Origin of the sequence: Nonomuraea bangladeshensis (assembly GCF_039529455.1) — a bacterium.
Taxonomy (GTDB): Bacteria; Actinomycetota; Actinomycetes; order Streptosporangiales; family Streptosporangiaceae; genus Nonomuraea; species Nonomuraea bangladeshensis.
On sequence record NZ_BAAAMV010000001.1, the window covers coordinates 413,891 to 431,584 of the forward strand.

The window sequence follows — 17,694 nt, forward strand, 5'->3', positions numbered from 1 at the left end:
CTGCGGCTGGTGCCATTGTGGGCGTATGAAGAGGGATCTTGTCCGGGGTGGTGGGGTCGGACTGGTGGTCGGGGCCTTCGTCGGTTGTCCGGTGTCGCGGCTGTACCTCAAGGACGTTGATTCGTACACCGTCCTGCCCCTGTTGGTCATGGCCGTCGCGGCGGCCGTGCCCTTCGGGGTGTTGCTGGGCGTGTGGCTGAGGATCACGCGGCCGCTCCGGGGCGCGTTGCTAGCGGTCGTGTTGCTGGTGGTGTTGAAGAACGCGGTGGATCTGGTCGTGCCGAGCCCCAGTCCTCGGCTGGCGTTCGCCGGGTTCGTCGTGCTGGCGATCGTGAGTTGCGCGGGCGGCGCCGTGCTGGCTGGTACGGCGGCGCTCATGCCTCGGGTCGTCGCGGCCGTGGTGGTGTGCGGGTGTGTGGTCACGACGGCGACGGTCGAGCAGCAGCGTACGGAGGCATTTGAGCGGCGGCTGCGGGCGGACACCGTCGCCTCCTACGAGAAGTCCCTGCCGCTGGCGGTGCCCGAGGTGGTGCCGGGGCGGGTGCTGGTCCAGGTATGGACCATCGGCGATGACGTCCTGGCCCTCGACTACGCCAGGGGCCAGCGGAGCGAGGCCGACGTGTTCGTGCGGATCAGCGCCGGTGGGGATCCGGAGAAGGCGTGCGCGGAGTGGGAGCGGGACTTCGGGTCCTGCAGGCCAGCGACGGCGGATCGATGGTTCACGAAGAAGGGGGCGAACGGCAGGCAGGTGTTGTTCGCCAAGGTGGACGGGCGGCTGGTCGAGGTCGACTCGGCCGTGCTCGGCCCTGATGAGGCCCTGGTCGTCGCGGGTGGGCTGCGGGCGGTCAGCGCGGAGTATCTCGTCGACTTCGAGCTTCCGCGCGACGGGTGGCGACGGGTGATCGTCAACCAGTGACGGGGGCGGGGGGCGGCTCGTACGGGGGGAGGTTGAAGCGGGTGCGGATGGCCTGTTGGACGGTTGTCTTGTCGGCGCGGGCGTCCACCGTCATGACGTACTCCTTGCGCCGGAACAGCTCCAGCACCGGATCGGTCTTGTCGTGGTAGTCGCGCAGCCGGCGTGCCAGCGCGTCCGGGGTGTCGTCCGCTCTGGTGACCAGTTCGCCGCCGCACACGTCGCAGCGGCCCTCGGCCTCGGGGCGGTGGGCGATGAGGTTGTAGTCCATGCCGCAGCGGGAGCAGAGCCGGCGGGCGAGGACGCGGCGGCGGACCTCGTCGTCGGGCAGGTCGAGGTGGATGACGCCGTCGATGTCGTAGCTCTCCAGGAAGAACTCCGCCTGCCGGCGGTTGCGGGGGAAGCCGTCGATGACGAAGCCGAAGTTCCAGTCGTGGAGCTGGAGCCGGTCGCGTACGACGGACTCCACCAGGTCGTCCCCCACCAGCTCGCCGGCCGCGACCAGGCGGCGGACCTGGGCGCCGAGCTTGGTGTGGTTCTTGACGTGCCAGCGGAAGATGTCGCCGACGCTGATGTGCGTCAGGTCGAGGTCGCCCGCCAGCAGCGCGCTCTGGGTGCCCTTGCCGCTGCCCTGCACGCCCATGATCACGTACTTCCGCATGGCTCACGACCCTATGCGGCAGGCGGGGCGGGCGCGGCGATACGTAGATTTCCGGATGACCGGCGGGCGGCGCTTGCCTAGGGTCGGGCGGACCGTACCGAATGTACGCCTCGCGAGAAGGTGGGCACATGCGCGCGCTGACCGTGGTCCTGTCGTCCCTCCTCGTGGTGACGACCTTCGCCCCGCCCGCGACCGCGAAACCGGCCCCGGCCGGCCTGGCCGACGTCGTCTTCCAGCGGGCCGACTTCACCGCGGGCACGGCCGAGGGCACCGCAGCGGGTGACGGGCTGTCGTTCGTCTCGCCCGCGGGCACCACCTCCTACACCGACGCCCTCGGCACCAGGACCTGGGAGTACGCCCGCTGGACCGGCCCCGAGCGGGCGATCGGCTTCCCCGCCACCGAGCTGATCGCGTCCTGGACCGCCGACCTGCCGCCGGGGAGCTGGCTCCAGGTCGAGGCCCGCGCCAGGAACGCCGAAGGGCTGACGAAGTGGTACTCCCTCGGCCGCTGGGCCTACGCCGAGGGCGACATCCGCCGCACGTCGGTGGGCGGCCAGGGCGACGACGACGCCAGCGTGGCCGTGGACACGCTGGTCGCGGCGGCGGGCAAGCAGATGAGCGGCTACCAGCTCCGGCTGACCCTCTACCGGACGCCGGGCTCGTCGCTCACGCCGCGGGTGCGTACGTCCGGGGCGATGGCCTCCAACGTGCCCCAGCGCAAGACCGTGCCGGTCAGCCCCGGCGGCGGCGCCTGGGGCGTAGAGCTGGACGTGCCGCGCCGCTCCCAGAACATCCACGTCGGTCACTACCCCGAATGGGACGGCGGCGGCGAGGCGTGGTGCAGCCCGACCTCCACCACGATGGTGCTCGGCTACTGGGGCAAGTGGCCGAGCGCGCAGGACACCGCGTGGGTGGACCCGTCCGACCCCGATCCCGAGGTCGACTACGCGGCCCGCTACACCTACGACCACGCCTACCAGGGCGCCGGCAACTGGCCGTTCAACACCGCCTACGCCGGCCGCTACGGCCTGGACGGCTTCGTCACCCGGCTGCGTTCGCTGACCGAGCTGGAGCTGCTGATCAAGGCGGGGGTGCCGGTCATCACCTCGCAGTCGTTCAAGAAGAGCGAGCTGCCCGGCGCCGGGTACGGCACCAACGGCCATCTCATGGTGGTCGTCGGCTTCACGGCGGACGGCGACGTCATCGCCAACGACCCGGCCTCGTCCAGCAACGCCGCGGTGCGGCGCGTCTACCCGCGCGCCGACTTCGAGAACGTCTGGCTGCGCAGCTCCAGCAGCGGCGGCGTCGCCTACGTCATCCACCCGGCGGGCCACGCCCTGCCCGCCACGACGCCGGGGCTGCCCGCCAACTGGTGAGCCGGTCCGGGAGGCAGAGGGGTCCGTCCTCCGGGCCCCTCGACGCCGGCCGGAGACTTCCGTACCGTTACAGCCCTCAGTGGCCACCCCCGACTGCCCGCCGTGGAGCTCCGATGACAGAGGACGATTCGGCGATTTCGGAGAGAACCCGCGTGGTTCGTTCCCGTTGGAACGGTCCACCGCTGCTGCTCGCCTCCGACGGGGCGAGGGCCGTGGTGGCGGGCACCGGGGCGCACCAGCCGGCCTCGCGGCTGCCCGTGGCCCCCGCCGTTCCCGCCACGGTCGGCGACCTCGGCCGGTGCCTGGTCGAGCGGGCCGGGCTCGCGCCCGCCCATCTGACCGTGCTGGTCGATCCCGCCACCCCGGCCGTCCTCGGCGAGGCGCTGGAGCGGGCGGCGCGGGAGGCCGCCTCGGTGCTGCTGTTCCACTACTCCGGGTACGGGATCTTCGGCCCGGACGGCGAGCTGCACCTGGCCACGCGCGCCACCCTCGACCTCGCGCAGGGCGAGCCCGGTCGTCAGGCGCTGCCCTTCGGCGTCGTACGGCAGATGCTGGCGGGGGCGGCGGCTGAGCTGGCCGTCGTGGTGCTCGACTGCTGCTTCACCGGGGGCGGCCGGCCGGTGCCCGCCAGGGCGATGGACCGGGTGTTCGAGGGGATGGGCGGCCGGGCGTACGTGCTGGCCTCGGCGAGCAGGGACGCGAACGGGTGGGCGCTGCCCGGCGTACGGCACACCGCGCTCGGCGGGGCGCTGCTGCGGCTGCTGACCGAGGGCGACCCCGACGGGCCGGCCGCCTTCACCCTGGACCAGGTTCATCATCGGCTGGCTCGCGCGTTGCCCGCCGCCGGTTTCTCCCGGCCGCGCCGGATCGCCGGGAGCGTGGGGTCCCCGGCGCCGCTCGCGCCCAACCCGGCTCATCGGCCGGGGCCGGTGGTGCCCGTGCCCGCCGGGGGTCCGCCGGCGAGCCCGTACCGGGGGCTGGCGGCGTACGGGGTAGAGCACGCGGAGCTGTTCTTCGGGCGTGAGGCGCTGGTCCGGTCGCTGATGGAGCGGGTGGGCGGTGGGCCGGTCGTGGTGACCGGGCCGTCCGGGTGCGGGAAGTCGTCGGTGTTGCGGGCCGGGCTCGTGCCGGCGTTCCTGGCGTCGCGGTCCCCGGGCGGGGAGGCGGCTGGTGTCGTCGTGTTCGCGCCGGGCGCCGACCCGCTCGGCGCGCTGGCCCGCGAGCTGGGCGCGCTCGGCGGCGGCGATCCGGTACGGCTGCGCGCGGTCATCGAGTCCGATCCCGGAGCGGCGGCGCGCGCCCTGCCGGCCGGGCGGGTGCTGGTGGTCGTGGACCCGTTCGAGGAGGTGTTCACGGAGTGCGGCGATCCGGCCGGGCGGCGGCGGTTCGTGGCGGCGCTGGGCGAGCTGGCGCGGGCGGCGGCCGTGGTGGTCTCGGTGCGCAGCGAGCACTTCGGGGCGTGCGCGGCCTATCCGGAGCTGGTGGCGGCGCTGGGGCGGCCCGAGGTCGTGCCGCCGCCTGGCGAGGCCGAGCTGCGGGCCATGATCGAGGAGCCGGCGGCGCGGTGCGGGCTCCGGCTGGAGGCCGGGCTGGCGGAGCTGGTGCTGGAGGAGCTGCGGGCGTACGAGCCGGAGCTGGAACGGGCGGGGGGCACGCTGCCGCTGCTGTCCCACGCGCTGTTCGCGACCTGGGAACGGCGGTCCGGTGACGTGCTCGCCATGGCCGACTACCGGGCGGCCGGCGGGGTCGCGGGAGCGGTGGCGGGGAGCGCGGAGGAGGCGCTGCGGGCGCTCGGGCCGGAGTTCGAGGGGATGGCGCGGGAGCTGCTGCTGCGGATGGCGCGTACGGACGGGGCCGCCGGAGCCGCCGGGCGCCGGGTGTCCCTCGCCGCGCTGACCGGTGACGGGTCCGGGGAGGCGGCGTCCGTACGGGCGCAGGTGCTCGCGGGGCTGGCCCGCTCGCGCCTGGTCACGGTGGACGGCGGGGAGGCGGGCCTGGTGCACGACACGCTCATCCGCGCCTGGCCCCGGCTCGGCGGGTGGGTGGACGCCGAGCGGGCCGCCACGCTCGTGCGGCGGCGGCTCGCGGAGGACGCGCGGCGCTGGGACCGCGAGGGCCGCGACCCCGCCCAGCTGTACGCCGACACCCGCCTCGCCGCCGCCATCGCCCTCACCGGCGCTCCGCCCGGGCCCGCATCGCCGGACGCCGCGGAGGGGCGGGTGGACGACGGTGGCGCACTTCCCGCCGTGGGCTCGATGACGGTGCACGGCAAACTGGTCGCCGCCGGCCGGCGCCCGGCCCGGCGTCTCCCGCTCACGCGCCCCCGCCCGGATGCGGCGGGTGAAGGGCTGTCGGTGGTTGAGCGGGCGTTTCTTGCGGCGTCCGGTCGGCGGCAGCGGCGGCGCGCGCTGGCGGGCCGGGCTGTGATCGTCGCGCTCTCCGTTCTCGTGCTGGCCGCGGCCACCGGCGCGGTGCTGCAGTGGCGGGCGGCGGGGCAGGCTGGGCGGCAGGAGCGGCAGGTCGGTGCGCAGCGGGACGAGGCGCTGTCCAGGCAGGTCGCCGCCTCCGCTGCCGCTCTGCCGGACGCGGCGCTGGCCGCGCAGCTCGGGCTTGCCGCCTACCGTCTCTCCCCCACCCCGGAGGCGAGGGGCGCGCTGCTCGGGGCGCTGTCGCGGCCGATCCCGTCGCGGCTGCTCGGTCACGCGGCCCCGGTGGAGCGGGTGGTGTACCGCCCGGACGGCCAGGTGCTCGCCACGGTCTCCGGTGACCGGACCGCTCGTCTGTGGAACGTCGCCGACCCCTTGCGGCCGAAGAGCGCGGGCGTCGTCACGGGCCACTCGGCGGGGTTGACGGCGGCGGCGTTCAGCCCGGAGGGGAAGGTGCTCGCGACGGCGTCCGCCGACGGCACCGCCCGTCTGTGGGACGCCGCCGACCCCGCGCGGCCGAAGCCGCTGGCGACGCTCAAGGGTCACGTGGGGCCGGTGCTGTCCGTCGCGGCGGCCCCCAAGGGCGGGCTGCTCGCCACGGCCGGCGCGGACCGGACGGTGCGCCTGTGGGACGTCGCCGCGCCCGCCGCCCCCAAGGCGGTCGCCGTGCTGAGGCAGCCGGGCGAGCCCGCCGACGTGGCCTTCAGCCCGGACGGCCGCATGGTCGCCGTCACCTCCGCGACCGGGGTCACGCTGCTCGACGTGCTGACGCCCGCCACGCCGGCGACCCTGGCCGCGTTCACGTCCCCGGACGGCGGCGAGGTGCGCAGTGTCGCCTTCAGTCCCGACGGGCGGAGTCTCGTCGCCGGGGCCGCCACGGGCGCGCTGCACGTGTGGAACATCGCGGCGGCCACGCTGACCGGCACCGCCGCCGGGGCCGGCGTCGCCGTGGAGGACGTGGCGTTCGGCCCGGACGGGGACGTTCTCGCGTCGGCCTCCGCCGACGGGGCCGTTCGCCTGTGGGACATCGCGACGCCGGGCGAGCCGCAGCCCGCCGCCGTCCTCACCCCGACGGTGAGTACGGCGACGGGGGTCGCGTTCAGCCCGGACGGCCGGACGCTGGCAACGGCCGGCGGCGACGGCGTGGCCCGGCTGTGGAACGTGGCCGATCCGGCGCGCGTGGCCGCCCGCGCCCGGCTGGGCCGGCACACGGCGCGGGTGAACGCCCTGGCCGTCACCAAGGGCGGCGGCACCCTCGCCACCGTCTCCGACGACAAGACCGTGAAGCTGTGGGACATCGGCGACCCGGCCGCCGCCGTGCCCGTCTCCACGCTGCGCGGGCACACCGGCGCCGTGGTCGGGGTGGCGTTCAGCCCCGACGCCCGGTACGTGGTCTCGGCCGCGCTCGACGGCACGGCCAGGCTGTGGGAGGTGGCGCGGCCGGCGAACCCGAAGGCCGTCGCGACGATGCGGGGACCGGCGTCGGGGCTGCGGTCGGTGGCGTACGCCCCCGGGGGCAAGCTGGTGGCGGCGATCGGCGCGGACGGCCGGACGCAGCTCTGGGACGTGTCCGCCCCGGCCGCCCCGCGGCGGGTCGCGACGCCCGGTGCGGCGGCGGACGGCAGGCTGGACGCGCTGGCGTTCCGCCCGGACGGGAAGGTGCTGGCGACCGGGTCAGGCACCGCGTCCGTACGCCTGTGGGAGGTGTCGAAGCCGGCCGCGCCGCGCCTGCTCGCCGACCTGGCCGCGCAGCCGGGCGGCGTGCTGGGCCTGCGGTTCGCCCCCGACGGCCGGACCCTCGCGACGACCGGCGCGGACGGCGCGGCCGCCCTCTGGGACGTCGCCGCCCCGGAGCGGCCGAAGCGGCTGGCGCTGCTGCGCGGGCATACCGGCCCGGTGACGGCGGCGGCGTTCGGGGCGGACGGCCGGACGCTGGTGACCGCCTCCCGCGACCGTACGCTCCGGGTGTGGAACGTGGCCGACCGCGCCCGCCCGTCCCTGTGGGCGGTGCTGGCGGGTCCCGAGCCGGTGGACGACGTGGCGGCGACGCCGGACGGCGTCACGCTGGCCGCCACGTCGGGCGCGGCGGTCCAGCTCTGGGGTCTCGACGTCGAGCAGGCCGCCGCCACGGTGTGCGAGCGCGCGGGCAGCGCGATCACCCGCGAGGAGTGGGCGCAGTACGTCCCCGGCCGCCCCTACGCCCTCCCCTGCCCGGTGACGAGCTAGGGCTCAGGTCAGCCGCAGCACCCCCCAGTGGCTGGTGTCGAGGTAGCTGCGCCCGGTGGCGTCGTTCCAGGTGACGGCGGCGGTGCGGGCCGCGCCGGTGGCGTCGTTGACCTGCACGTCGAAGCCGAGCAGCGTGCCGGGCCGCAGCGTCGCGGTCGGCAGCGCGATGGCGGCCTCGACGACGTAGCCGCCGGGGACGGTGCGGGTCACGGCCTTGAGGTTGTCCTTGACGCCGGCCGCGTCGAAGGTGCTGCCGACGGTGAGCCGGCCGGAGAAGCTGATCCGGTACTGCCCGTCGTCGTCGGTGTAGCCCTTGGTCTTGCCGTTGCCGGGGTCGACGAAGATCTCGACGGAGTCCTGCTCCCAGGCGTTCGGCGACTCCTCGCTGAGCGCGGGGTCGGTGACCTGGGCGAGCACGTACAGCGTCGAGCCGTTCCACAGCGACCGGACCGCGGCGGTCGCCCCTGACGTGCCCTGGATCCAGGTGCCGGTGCGGATCTCGGGCGCGGCCCGCCAGGCCGGCTCCGCCACGCCGTCGAGCACGGGCGCGCGGTGGGCGGCGGTGGTGAGCTTCACGGCGGGCGCGGGGGTGACCTTCCCGGTCCAGGAGACGGCGGTGCCGCCGTCGCGTACGGTGACGTCCACGTCCGTGCCCTTGGGGACCAGGGCCTCGACGCGGTAGCCGGTGGGGGTCGGCCGGGCCGCGGCCTTGTGCCCGCCCAGCCGGGTGACGGTCCGGGCGACGCCGTCCACGGTGAACGTCACCCGGTCGGCGGCCGAGACGCTGCTGTCGGCGACCTCGGCGAGCACGTACATGCCGGCGGCCGTGGTGCGGGCCTGGAAGCCGGCCGACACCTCGCCCACGCGCGCGATCGGGGCGTCGGGCAGCAGGTCCCACTGCTGGTCGCGCTTGCCGTCGAGGACGATCTCGCCGGCCGGGGCCTCCAGGCGGCGCACCCGGGGCGGCAGCTTCGACGGGTCGGCCACGCCCCAGTACGCGGGCTTGGCCTGGAGGTCGCGGTCGAACAGCAGCGGCGCGTTGAGCCGGTTGATCGGCCAGGTGTTGAGCCAGCTCACGTCGTCGGACTCGCCCCAGACGGTGACGGAGGTGAGGTGCGCGGCCTGCCGGCGGAAGACGTCGAACAGCTCCTTGTAGCGGTGGCCCTGCTCGGCGATCAGCTCGCCGGGGATGGGGTCGTAGGAGGAGACGAAGTCGGTGTAGACGCTGACGTCGAGCTCGGTGACCTGCTGCTCGACGCCGAGGCCGGCGAAGCGCTCGATGGTGTCCTCGACGGAGGAGGCGGGCGGCTGCTCGATGTTGAGATGGAGCTGGTGGCCGACGCCGTGGATCGGCACGCCCTCGGCCTTGAGCCGCTTGACCAGCGCGTACAGGGCCTCGCGCTTGCGCGGGAACTCGGTGTTGTAGTCGTTGATGAACAGCTTGGCGGCCGGGTCGGCCTCGTGGGCGACGCGGAAGGCGGTGCGGATGAAGTCGAGGCCGGCGATCTCGTACCAGGGCGAGCGGCGCAGGCCGTCGGGCTGGTTCTCGTCCACGACCTCGTTGACGACGTCCCAGGCCGCGATCCTGCCCTTGTAGCGGGTGACGAGGGTGCGGACGTGGCTCTCCAGGCGGTTCAGCAGGGTCTGCTTGTCGGCCCCCTCGAACACCCAGGCCGGGGTCTGGCTGTGCCAGGCGAGGGTGTGGCCGCGGATCGTCATGCCGTGCCGCTCGCCGAAGGCCACGAGGTCGTCGGCGTCGGCGAAGGCGTACTCGCCCTCGCGGGGCTCGGTGGCGTCCCACTTCAGCTCGTTGCCGGGGGTGATGCCGTTGAAGTGCCTGGCCAGCAGCTCGCCGTGGACGCCGAAAGTGTCGGGGCGGGTGAGCGCGGAGCCCAGGGTGAAGGGCACGCGGTCCTTCAGCGCCGGGATGTCGGTCTGGATCGGCTTGGGCGCGACGTAGGTCAGCGCGAAGTCGTCGAGGTGGAAGGGGAAGGTGCCGGTGTCGGACTCGACGTACAGGCTGAGGAAGTCGACGTCGCGCGAGAGCGTGTACGTCCCCGCGAGCCGCACCCACTCCCCCGCCGGGACGTCCGTGGGCGGCACGATCTGCTCGTAGCTGGGCGTGCCCGCGGTGCGCCGCTCGATCGACAGGCCGAGCCGGCCGGAGTCCACGCCGGCGCCGAGCCTGACCCACACCGACACGTCGTACTTGTCGCCCTTGCCGAGGCGGCCGAGGACGTTGAGCGCCGGGCCGTCCCAGGAGGCGGAGCGGCCGGTGACGGCGAGGCTCCGGGCGCCGCCGTGGGCGGCCTCGGCGGTGGCGGCGAGGGCGGCGGAGGCGCGCGGCGACCAGTCCTGGGTGGTGCCGTCCTCGAAGTCGGCGGCGACCGGCTCGCGAGTGGGGTCGCCCTGCGGGGCGAGCACGACGTCGTCGAGGTGGTAGCGGCCGGTGGCGTCGTCGCTCTCGGCGTAGAGCTGCAGGTCGGTGGAGTCGGCGGTGAACAGGTACGCGCCGGCCAGGCGGACCCACGCCCCGTCGGTGACGGTGGCGGCGGCGACCCGCTCGTACGTGGTCTCGCCCCCGGCGGGGGTGCGCTGCACGGTGAGCGCGATCGTCGCGGCCGGCTGCCCGGCGGCGAGCCGGGCGTAAGCGCTCACCCGGTAGGTGACGCCCTTGACGAACGGCGCGGCGAGCGAGGCCCCGTGCCAGTTCGCGGTGCGGCCGGTGACGACCAGCGAGGCGGCGCCGCCGTGGGCGGCCCCGGTCGTGGCGGCCACGGAGACGCCGTCGCCGCGCGGGCTCCAGCCCTGCGTGGTGCCGTCCTCGAAGTCGTAGACGTGATCGGCGGCGGCCCGCGCGGGCGCGGCGGCCGCGAGGAACAGGACGGGCAGGAGTAAGGCCACCAGGGCCCGGAGGAGGGTGCGCACGGTGCTCCTGAAAGTTTCAGAAATCTCCCGATAAATGGCAGGCGGACTGTAGAGCCGGACGGCAGGGCGGTCAACACTCCTGCAACCGCTTGTTGCAGCAAACATGCAGTTTTACTGCATCCATTGACGGGTCAGCGGGGTTACGCGAACGTTTCATGCAACCGATTGCCGCACCACCCCTCTGCGAGGTTGCGCATGCGACTTCTGTTACTCCTCCCCCTGCTGCTGGCCCTCACCGCGACCCCCGCCGAAGCCCAGGGGCGGGCCACGATCGTGGTCGCCGCCGACGGCACCGGCGACCACACCACCGTGCAGGCCGCGGTCGACGCCGTCCCCTCGGGCAACAGCCGCCCGGTCACGATCCTGGTCCGCAAGGGCACCTACCGGCAGCAGGTGGTCATCCCGCCCGACAAGCCGTACATCTCCCTCGTCGGGGACACCCGCGACCCGCGCGAGGTGGTGCTGACCTTCGACGTCTCCGCCGCCACGCCGAAGCCGGACGGCTCGGGCCCGTACGGCACCTCGGGCAGCGCGTCGTACGTGATCAGCGCCCCCGACTTCACCGCCCGCAACCTCACCTTCGAGAACGCCTACGACGAGGCCGCGAACGGCCCCAGCCAGGCCGTCGCCGTCCGCACCACCGGCGACCGCCAGGTCTACGAGAACGTGCGTTTCCTCGGCAACCAGGACACCCTCTACGCCAACACGGCCTCCGCCACCACGACCGCCCGCCAGTACTTCCGCGACTGCCACGTGGAGGGCGACGTCGACTTCATCTTCGGCCGCGCCACCGCCGTCTTCGACAACTGCGTGATCAGGTCGCTCGACCGGGGCAGCGCCGACAACAACGGCTACGTCACCGCCGCCAGCACCGAGCTCGCCAACCCCTACGGCTTCCTCATCTACCGCAGCCACCTGGTCAGCGACGCCCCGGCGCGCAGCGTGCACCTCGGCCGCCCGTGGCCGGCGGGCGGCTCGGCGACCGCGCGCGGCCAGGTGCTGGTGCGCGAGTCGTGGCTGGGCCAGCACGTCAAGGACGCCCCCTGGACCGACATGTCCGGGCTGAGCTGGCGGGACGCCCGCCTGTCGGAGTACCGCAACGAGGGGCCCGGCGCGTCGGCCGGCGCGGACCGGCCGGCGCTCACGCCCGCGCAGGCCGCCGCCTTCACCCCGGAGCGCTACCTCGCGGGCGCGGACGGCTGGAACCCGGTGCGCCGCACGCCGCCGCGCCCCGACCCGCGCGAGCTCCGCGAGCTAGGCCGCCAGGTGCTGCCCGCCGACGACGGCTGGGCCGCGGCCACCACGGGCACCACCGGCGGGTCGGCCGCCCGCCCCGAGAACGTGCACGTGGTCACCACCCGCGCCCAGCTCAAGGCCGCGCTCGGCGACCCGGCCGACAACACGCCGCGCATCGTCTACGTCAAGGGCGCCATCGACGCCGACACCGACGACTCCGGCCGTCCGCTGACCTGCGCCGACTACGCCGTGGACGGCTACAGCCCGGCCGCCTACCTCGCCGCCTACGACCCGGCGGTGTGGGGCAGGACGAGCGTCCCGTCCGGGCCGCTGGAGGAGGCGCGCAAGGCGTCGTACGCGAAGATGGCCGAGCACGTCACCGTCACGATCGGCTCCAACGTCACCCTGGTCGGCCTCGGCCGCGACGCCGCGCTGAAGAGCTTCGGCCTGCGGATCAGCGGCGCCGACAACGTCATCGTCCGCAACCTCACCATCACCGACACCTCCGACTGCTTCCCGCAGTGGGACCCGACCGACGGCGCGGAGGGCAACTGGAACGCCTCGTTCGACAACGTCGAGGTCTCCGGCTCCACGCACGTCTGGCTGGATCACAACACGCTGAACGACGGCGACAACCCCGACTCGGGCCAGCCGCTGTACTTCGGGCGGCCGTACCAGGTGCACGACGGGCTGCTCGACGTCGTGCGCGGCTCGAACTACGTGACGCTGTCCTGGAACCACCTCAGCGGCCACGACAAGGTCATGCTCATCGGCAACACCGACAACCCGGCGCGTTACGCCGAGGAGGACAAGCTCAAGGTCACCCTGCACCACAACTACTTCGAGGGCCTCGGGCAGCGCACGCCCCGGGTGCGCTTCGGGCAGGTGCACGTCTACAACAACTACGTCACCGGCGGGCCCGGCCACGTCTACAGCATCGGCGTGGGCGTCGGCTCGCGGGTGTACGCCGAGGCCAACGCCTTCGACGGCGTCCCGGCGGCGAAGGTGCTGACCGTCTTCGGCGGCACGGCGATCACCGCGCGGGACAACCTCGTGGACGGCCGGCCGGCGGACCTGGTGGCGGCCTACAACGCGGCCAACGGGGCCGCGCTCGGCGCCGACGCCGGCTGGACGCCCGCCCTGGTCGGCAGGAAGCATCCGGCCGGGGCGCTCAAGGCGCTGGTGCCGGCCGGCGCGGGCGCGGGACGGCGGCTGTAGGAGCGGGAGGGCCCGCCGGTCGGCGGGCCCTCGTCGATCAGGCGGGTTCAGGACCCGTACGCCTTCACCTCCAGGAGCCCGACGCTGCTGGAGCCGTTGCCGGTGAGCAGCACCCGCAGGCGCGTGGTGCCGGTCGCGGTGAAGGTCACGTTGTTGTAGGCGTTCTTGGTCAGCGTGTACGCCGACGCGCCGGGCACGTCCACGTACGCGCTGCCGTTCCAGTACTGCAGCTTCCACGACGCCGGCATGTCGATGCCCTGCTCGTCGTCGAAGAAGTACACCTCGGCCCGGTTGAGCGTGCGCGAGGAGGACCAGGTCAGGTCCACCCACTGCTGCCCGGTCTCCGGCCAGCAGCCCCAGCGCGGGTTGACGGTGTCGTTCGACGAGGGCGGGTCGATCCCGTCGTTGACCGCGGCCACGCTCTCCCAGGAGGAGGTGGAGGACGCGCTCGCCGTGGCGGAGGTCGCGAGGTTGGCGGACGGCTGGACGCCGCCCCTGTTGTGTACCTTGATCTCGGTGAGGCCGGTCCGCGCGCCGGAGGCGGCCGTGGCCAGCACCCGCACCCGCTGCGCGGTGACGGCGGGGAACTGCACCACGTTGTAGTTGGCGCGCGGCGTGGCCGGGTTCTTCGCCTGGGAGGGGGCGCTGACCCAGGCGCTGCCGTTGTGGTACTGGATGTCGTAGGAGGCCGGGGCCCGGTAGGTCGTGCTGGCCGGGCGGCTGTCCTTGAAGTAGAGCCGCACCTCGTTGAACGTGCGGGCGGTGCCGAAGTTGAGCTCGTACCAGTCCTGGCCCGCGGTGGTGCCGCCCCAGAACGGCTCGTTGATGGGATAGCCGTCCACCGCGCCGGCCGTGGTGCTGCCGGAGGCGGTGGTGGAGGCCGTGACGGTGGCGCCGGCGGCCAGGTTGGCGAGGTCGGCGGTCAGGTCGACGCCGGCCTTGGCGAGCAGGTCGACCATGCGCGCGCTGGTCTGGCTGACCTGGGCGGGAGCCTGCAGCCCCGGCACGGCGACGTTGTAGGAGACGGTGCCGGAGGTGGTGACGGCCCCGGTGGCCGGATCCCAGGTGAACGGCACCAGCGACGACACGGTGGCGACGCGGCTGCCGTTGATGAAGATCGAGTAGCCCTGGGGCACGCCCGGGTAGCGGACGACGCCGTCGGCCGGGTCGTCCCAGACGATGGTCAGGTCGGCGTTGCGGTAGCGCAGGTTGTTGACGGTGAAGTGGGACCAGCCGATGTTGATCGGCGACAGCTCTACCTTGGCGTCGTTGCGCGGGCGCAGGCCGGCGACGTCCTCGATCACGGTCCAGTTGCTGCTGCCCAGGATGTTGTGGTGGATCCAGGAGCGGTAGGTGATGGACGAGCCGTTCCAGTCGGCCCAGAACTCGTTGGCGTCGGGCCATTGGGTGTTGCCGCCGACGTACTGGGCCCAGGCGTTCCAGTAGAGCAGCTTCTTGTACCACGTCGGGTCGATCCACTCGTTCGGGTAGTTGCGCAGCACCGAGGAGAGCAGCCGGAACTGCACGGTCGAGTTGATCGTGGAGAAGTTGTTGCTGCCGGTGCCCGAGGCCGCCTTGTCGGCCTGGTTCGCGGTGTAGAAGGGGAAGATCGGATACTGCGCGGGGTCGTCGAACAGGCGCAGCGCCTGCTTGTACGTCGCCGTGTTCGGGATCGCGCCGACCGCGAACGGGTAGTAGTTGTTGATCTCCTTCCACGGCACCCACTCGTTGGTGGACTTCAGCCGGTGCTCGAACAGCTGCCGGCTCGGGTTCCACAGCACGCCGACGATGGCGTTCTGGATCTGGGTGGCGAGGTTGCGCATCTCGGTGGCCTTGGCCGTGTTGCCGATGGCCTCGTACGCCTGCGCCGCGGCGAGGGCGCCGCTGTACTGGTAGGCGGACTCGGCGCGGTCCATCCGGCCGGGCTTCCAGTGGAAGGAGACGGCGTCGGCGTCGTTGCCGGTGAGCGCGCCCCAGTCGTACTCGATGAGCTTGTTGTTGTCGGTGTCGTAGTAGGAGAGCTGGCCCTTGACGTCCTGCTCGGCGTAGCGGGCGAGGTTGGCGGCGATGCCGGGCTGGCCGCCGTGGATCTGGTAGCTCTTCCACGCGGCCTCGGCGATGTACTGGGTGTAGCTGTTGGACCAGTTCTCGGGGTCGCCGGGGTTGTCGAGGAAGCGGCCGTTCTTGGAGGTCTGGCCGACGCTGAGCCAGTCGCCGTAGGCGTAGGCCGGGTCACGCAGGTACTTCAGGTCGTCGATGTGCATGGGCTGGGTCAGCGCGATCGCGTTGTTGTAGCCGAGCACGCCCTCCATCGACGTCGGGAACTGGAAGGTCTGTCCGGGGATGTCCGCGTCGAGGTGGTTGTAGCGCATCAGCCACCAGCGGTAGTAGATGTTCTTCTTGATGCCGGGCTCGGGCACGTCGATGTAGGGGACGTTGTCGGCCCACCAGCGGTTGTACGCGCGCACGTGCGTGGCGAACGCGGTGGCGGGCGTGTAGCCGGCGTAGGCGTCGTACTCGGTGCGCGAGGCCGGGATCTCGTTGGTGACGAAGCCCATCACGACCTTGACGGTCACGGTGGCGCCGGCGGCGACGGTGACCGAGCGGTTGAGCCCGCCGCTGGAGACCGTGAAGCCGTCGCCGGTGAGCCTCGGGTAGAGCGTGGTGAGGTTGTTGTAGGCGTTGACCTGGCCGGTCAGCTCGCTGCCGCTGCCCGTGGTCGCGTACGGCGAGGTGGCGCGCAGCTGCAGCGTGGTCGAGGCCGAGCCGCCGTTGGTGATGGCGAGGTTGGCGACGGCCACGTTGTTGTCGGTGATGAACTTGGTCTGGTCGATCGTGACCGAGCCGGAGGTGTGCCGGCTCTTCCAGTGGCTCGGCGCCTGCCAGCGGGAGTTCACCTGCTCGGTGAAGGTGCCGGGCGTGACGGCCACGGTGAACGCATTGGCGTTGCTGATGCTCTCCCAGTACGCCACCTGCCCCGCGAAGCCGAGCGTGCCGGGCGTGTGCGTCTTCATGAACAGCGCCCGGCCGCGCGTCATCAGCCAGGTGCCGGCCGGGTCGTTGCCGGGCCGGGCGAGCAGCCGGTCCATCCAGAAGTCGGTGCCGGAGCTCTCGGCGTCGTAGATGGCCCGCATCGCGTTGCCGGTCGTGTACGTGCCCGGCGGGGCCGGGACGGCCGGGCCGCTGAAGGTCGGATAGCCGATGGTCTGGTCGGCGTTGGCCGGGGCGCCCGCCACGACCAGGCCCGCGACCAGCAGAAGAGCGGTCAGGACACGTCTCACGAGAAGGCCCTCCATTCGAGGACGCCGGTCGAGTAGCCGGTGCGCGAGGTGATGTTCAGCCGGAGCCTGGTGGTGCTGATCGAGGGGAAGGTGGTGGCGTTGAAGGTGTTCGCCGCGACGCCGCAGCCCGACTGGCCGGGGACGTCGGCGTAGGCGCTGCCGGTCCAGTACTGCACCCGGCAGGAGGCGGGCAGGTCGATGCCCTGGTCGTCGTCGAACCAGTAGACCTCGGAGCGGGAGACCGTCTGGGCGGTGGGCCAGCGGTACTCGATCCACTCGGTGCCCTGGTGGTTCCAGTTGCCGTAGGCGCCGTGGCTGTGGTCGGCCGAGTTCGCCGGGGTGTAGCCGTCGTTGACCGCGGCCAGCGTCTCCCACGGGGAGACGTACGAGGTGGAGGCGGCAGCGCTCGCGGCGAGGTTGCCCGGGGTGACCGGCCCGCCGGTCTGCACGACCTTCTGCATGGTGCCGTCGGCGTTGAAGTACAGCTTGTCGATGGTCACCGAGCGGCGGAAGTTGCCGCCGCCGGGGCTGGAGGCGTTGTGGTAGACCATGTACCACTGGCCCTTGAACTCGATGATCGCCGGGTGGTTGGTGGTCGAGCTGACCTGGTCGAGCACGACGCCGCGGTGCGTCCACGGGCCGAGCGGGTTGCTCGCGGTCGCGTAGCGGATGCAGGCGTAGCCGGGCGCGGAGCAGGCCGAGTCGTTGGCGGCGTAGGCGAGGTAGTAGACGCCGTTGCGCTTGAACATCCAGGGGGCCTCCCAGAAGTTCGTCACGCCGCTCGGGGTGATGACCGAGCCGCTCAGCGAGGTCATGTTGCTGGTGAGGCGGGCGGCGCGCAGGCCGTAGTAGGAGCCCCAGTACATGTAGACCTGGCCGTCGTCGTCGGTGAAGACGGTGGGGTCGATGTTGAGCGGCGAGGAGTTGGGGGTGCTGTCGCTGACCAGCGGGCCGCCCTTGGCGTCGCGGAACGGGCCGAGCGGGGTGTCGCCGACCGCGACGCCGATGTCCATCCAGCCGGCGCCGTTGCCGTTGACGGGGACGTACCAGTAGTACTTGCCGTCCGCGCCGCGCTCGACCTCGCCGGCCCAGGCGTCCGCGCCGGCCCAGGAGAAGTTGGAGATGGCCAGCTTGGCGCCCTGGTCGGTGAAGGTGGCGGCGTCGGAGGAGGTGAAGACGTGCCAGTCGCGCATGACGAAGTTGGTGCCGCCGGTCGGGGCCTCGTCGTGACCGGTGTAGAGGTACAGGGTGTCGTTCACGACCAGCGCGGCCGGGTCGGCCGTGTAGATCGCGGTGGTGATCGGCGCGCCCGCGAGCGCGGGGGGCGCGGTGCCGAGGAGGAGGAGCAGGAGTGCCGCGGCGAGGGCCGCCGCCCGTCGTCGTCTCATGGGGGGTGTGCTCCCTTTTCTGTTAGCGCTAACATCCATTC

Annotated in this window: 8 protein-coding genes; 4 read left to right on the plus strand and 4 right to left on the minus strand. The window is 73.1% G+C overall.

What is annotated here, in order from left to right:
* Positions 1-25 precede the first annotated feature (25 nt).
* Positions 26-916 (plus strand): hypothetical protein, encoded by an 891-nt coding sequence (locus ABD292_RS01775; RefSeq protein ID WP_344204698.1) that lies wholly within the window; start codon positions 26-28, stop codon positions 914-916.
* Here the strand turns inward: ABD292_RS01775 and ABD292_RS01780 are convergent.
* Entirely contained in the window at positions 906-1,574 is a 669-nt protein-coding gene (locus ABD292_RS01780) for an adenylate kinase family protein (RefSeq protein WP_344204699.1), read from the minus strand. The two genes, ABD292_RS01775 and ABD292_RS01780, sit on opposite strands and share 11 nt — an antisense overlap.
* A 128-nt stretch (positions 1,575-1,702) precedes the next feature.
* Between ABD292_RS01780 and ABD292_RS01785 the strand changes: the two genes are divergently transcribed.
* Both ABD292_RS01785 and ABD292_RS01790 read left to right on the plus strand, forming a co-directional pair.
* Positions 1,703-2,950, plus strand: a complete 1,248-nt coding sequence (locus ABD292_RS01785; protein ID WP_344204700.1) for a C39 family peptidase — start codon at positions 1,703-1,705, stop codon at positions 2,948-2,950.
* Positions 2,951-3,102: 152 nt separating this feature from the next.
* Positions 3,103-7,602 (plus strand): caspase, EACC1-associated type, encoded by a 4,500-nt coding sequence (locus ABD292_RS01790; RefSeq protein ID WP_344204701.1) that lies wholly within the window; start codon positions 3,103-3,105, stop codon positions 7,600-7,602.
* A 3-nt stretch (positions 7,603-7,605) separates the two neighbouring features.
* Here ABD292_RS01790 and ABD292_RS01795 read toward each other — a convergent pair whose 3' ends face one another.
* Positions 7,606-10,530, minus strand: coding sequence for an endo-1,4-beta-xylanase (locus ABD292_RS01795; protein ID WP_344204702.1), 2,925 nt, complete (start codon positions 10,528-10,530; stop codon positions 7,606-7,608).
* Between the two features lie 195 nt (positions 10,531-10,725).
* Between ABD292_RS01795 and ABD292_RS01800 the strand changes: the two genes are divergently transcribed.
* On the plus strand, positions 10,726-12,984 hold the full coding sequence (locus ABD292_RS01800; protein ID WP_344204704.1) for a pectinesterase family protein: 2,259 nt from the start codon (positions 10,726-10,728) through the stop codon (positions 12,982-12,984).
* A gap of 47 nt (positions 12,985-13,031) precedes the next feature.
* Here the strand turns inward: ABD292_RS01800 and ABD292_RS01805 are convergent, their stop codons facing one another.
* Both ABD292_RS01805 and ABD292_RS01810 read right to left on the minus strand, forming a co-directional pair.
* Entirely contained in the window at positions 13,032-16,265 is a 3,234-nt protein-coding gene (locus ABD292_RS01805) for a discoidin domain-containing protein (protein WP_344204705.1), read from the minus strand.
* Positions 16,262-17,653, minus strand: coding sequence for a glycoside hydrolase family 43 protein (locus tag ABD292_RS01810; RefSeq protein WP_344204706.1), 1,392 nt, complete (start codon positions 17,651-17,653; stop codon positions 16,262-16,264). The genes ABD292_RS01805 and ABD292_RS01810 overlap by 4 nt, the downstream gene beginning before the upstream one ends.
* Positions 17,654-17,694: the final 41 nt, after the last annotated feature.

Excerpts from the sequence above, each read along its gene's own strand:
- ABD292_RS01775 (WP_344204698.1), top strand. The coding sequence starts at position 26 with ATGAAGAGGGATCTTGTCCGGGGTGGTGGGGTCGGACTGGTGGTCGGG.
- ABD292_RS01780 (WP_344204699.1), bottom strand. The coding sequence starts at position 1,574 with ATGCGGAAGTACGTGATCATGGGCGTGCAGGGCAGCGGCAAGGGCACC.
- ABD292_RS01785 (WP_344204700.1), top strand. The coding sequence starts at position 1,703 with ATGCGCGCGCTGACCGTGGTCCTGTCGTCCCTCCTCGTGGTGACGACC.
- ABD292_RS01800 (WP_344204704.1), top strand. The coding sequence starts at position 10,726 with ATGCGACTTCTGTTACTCCTCCCCCTGCTGCTGGCCCTCACCGCGACC.
- ABD292_RS01810 (WP_344204706.1), bottom strand. The coding sequence starts at position 17,653 with ATGAGACGACGACGGGCGGCGGCCCTCGCCGCGGCACTCCTGCTCCTC.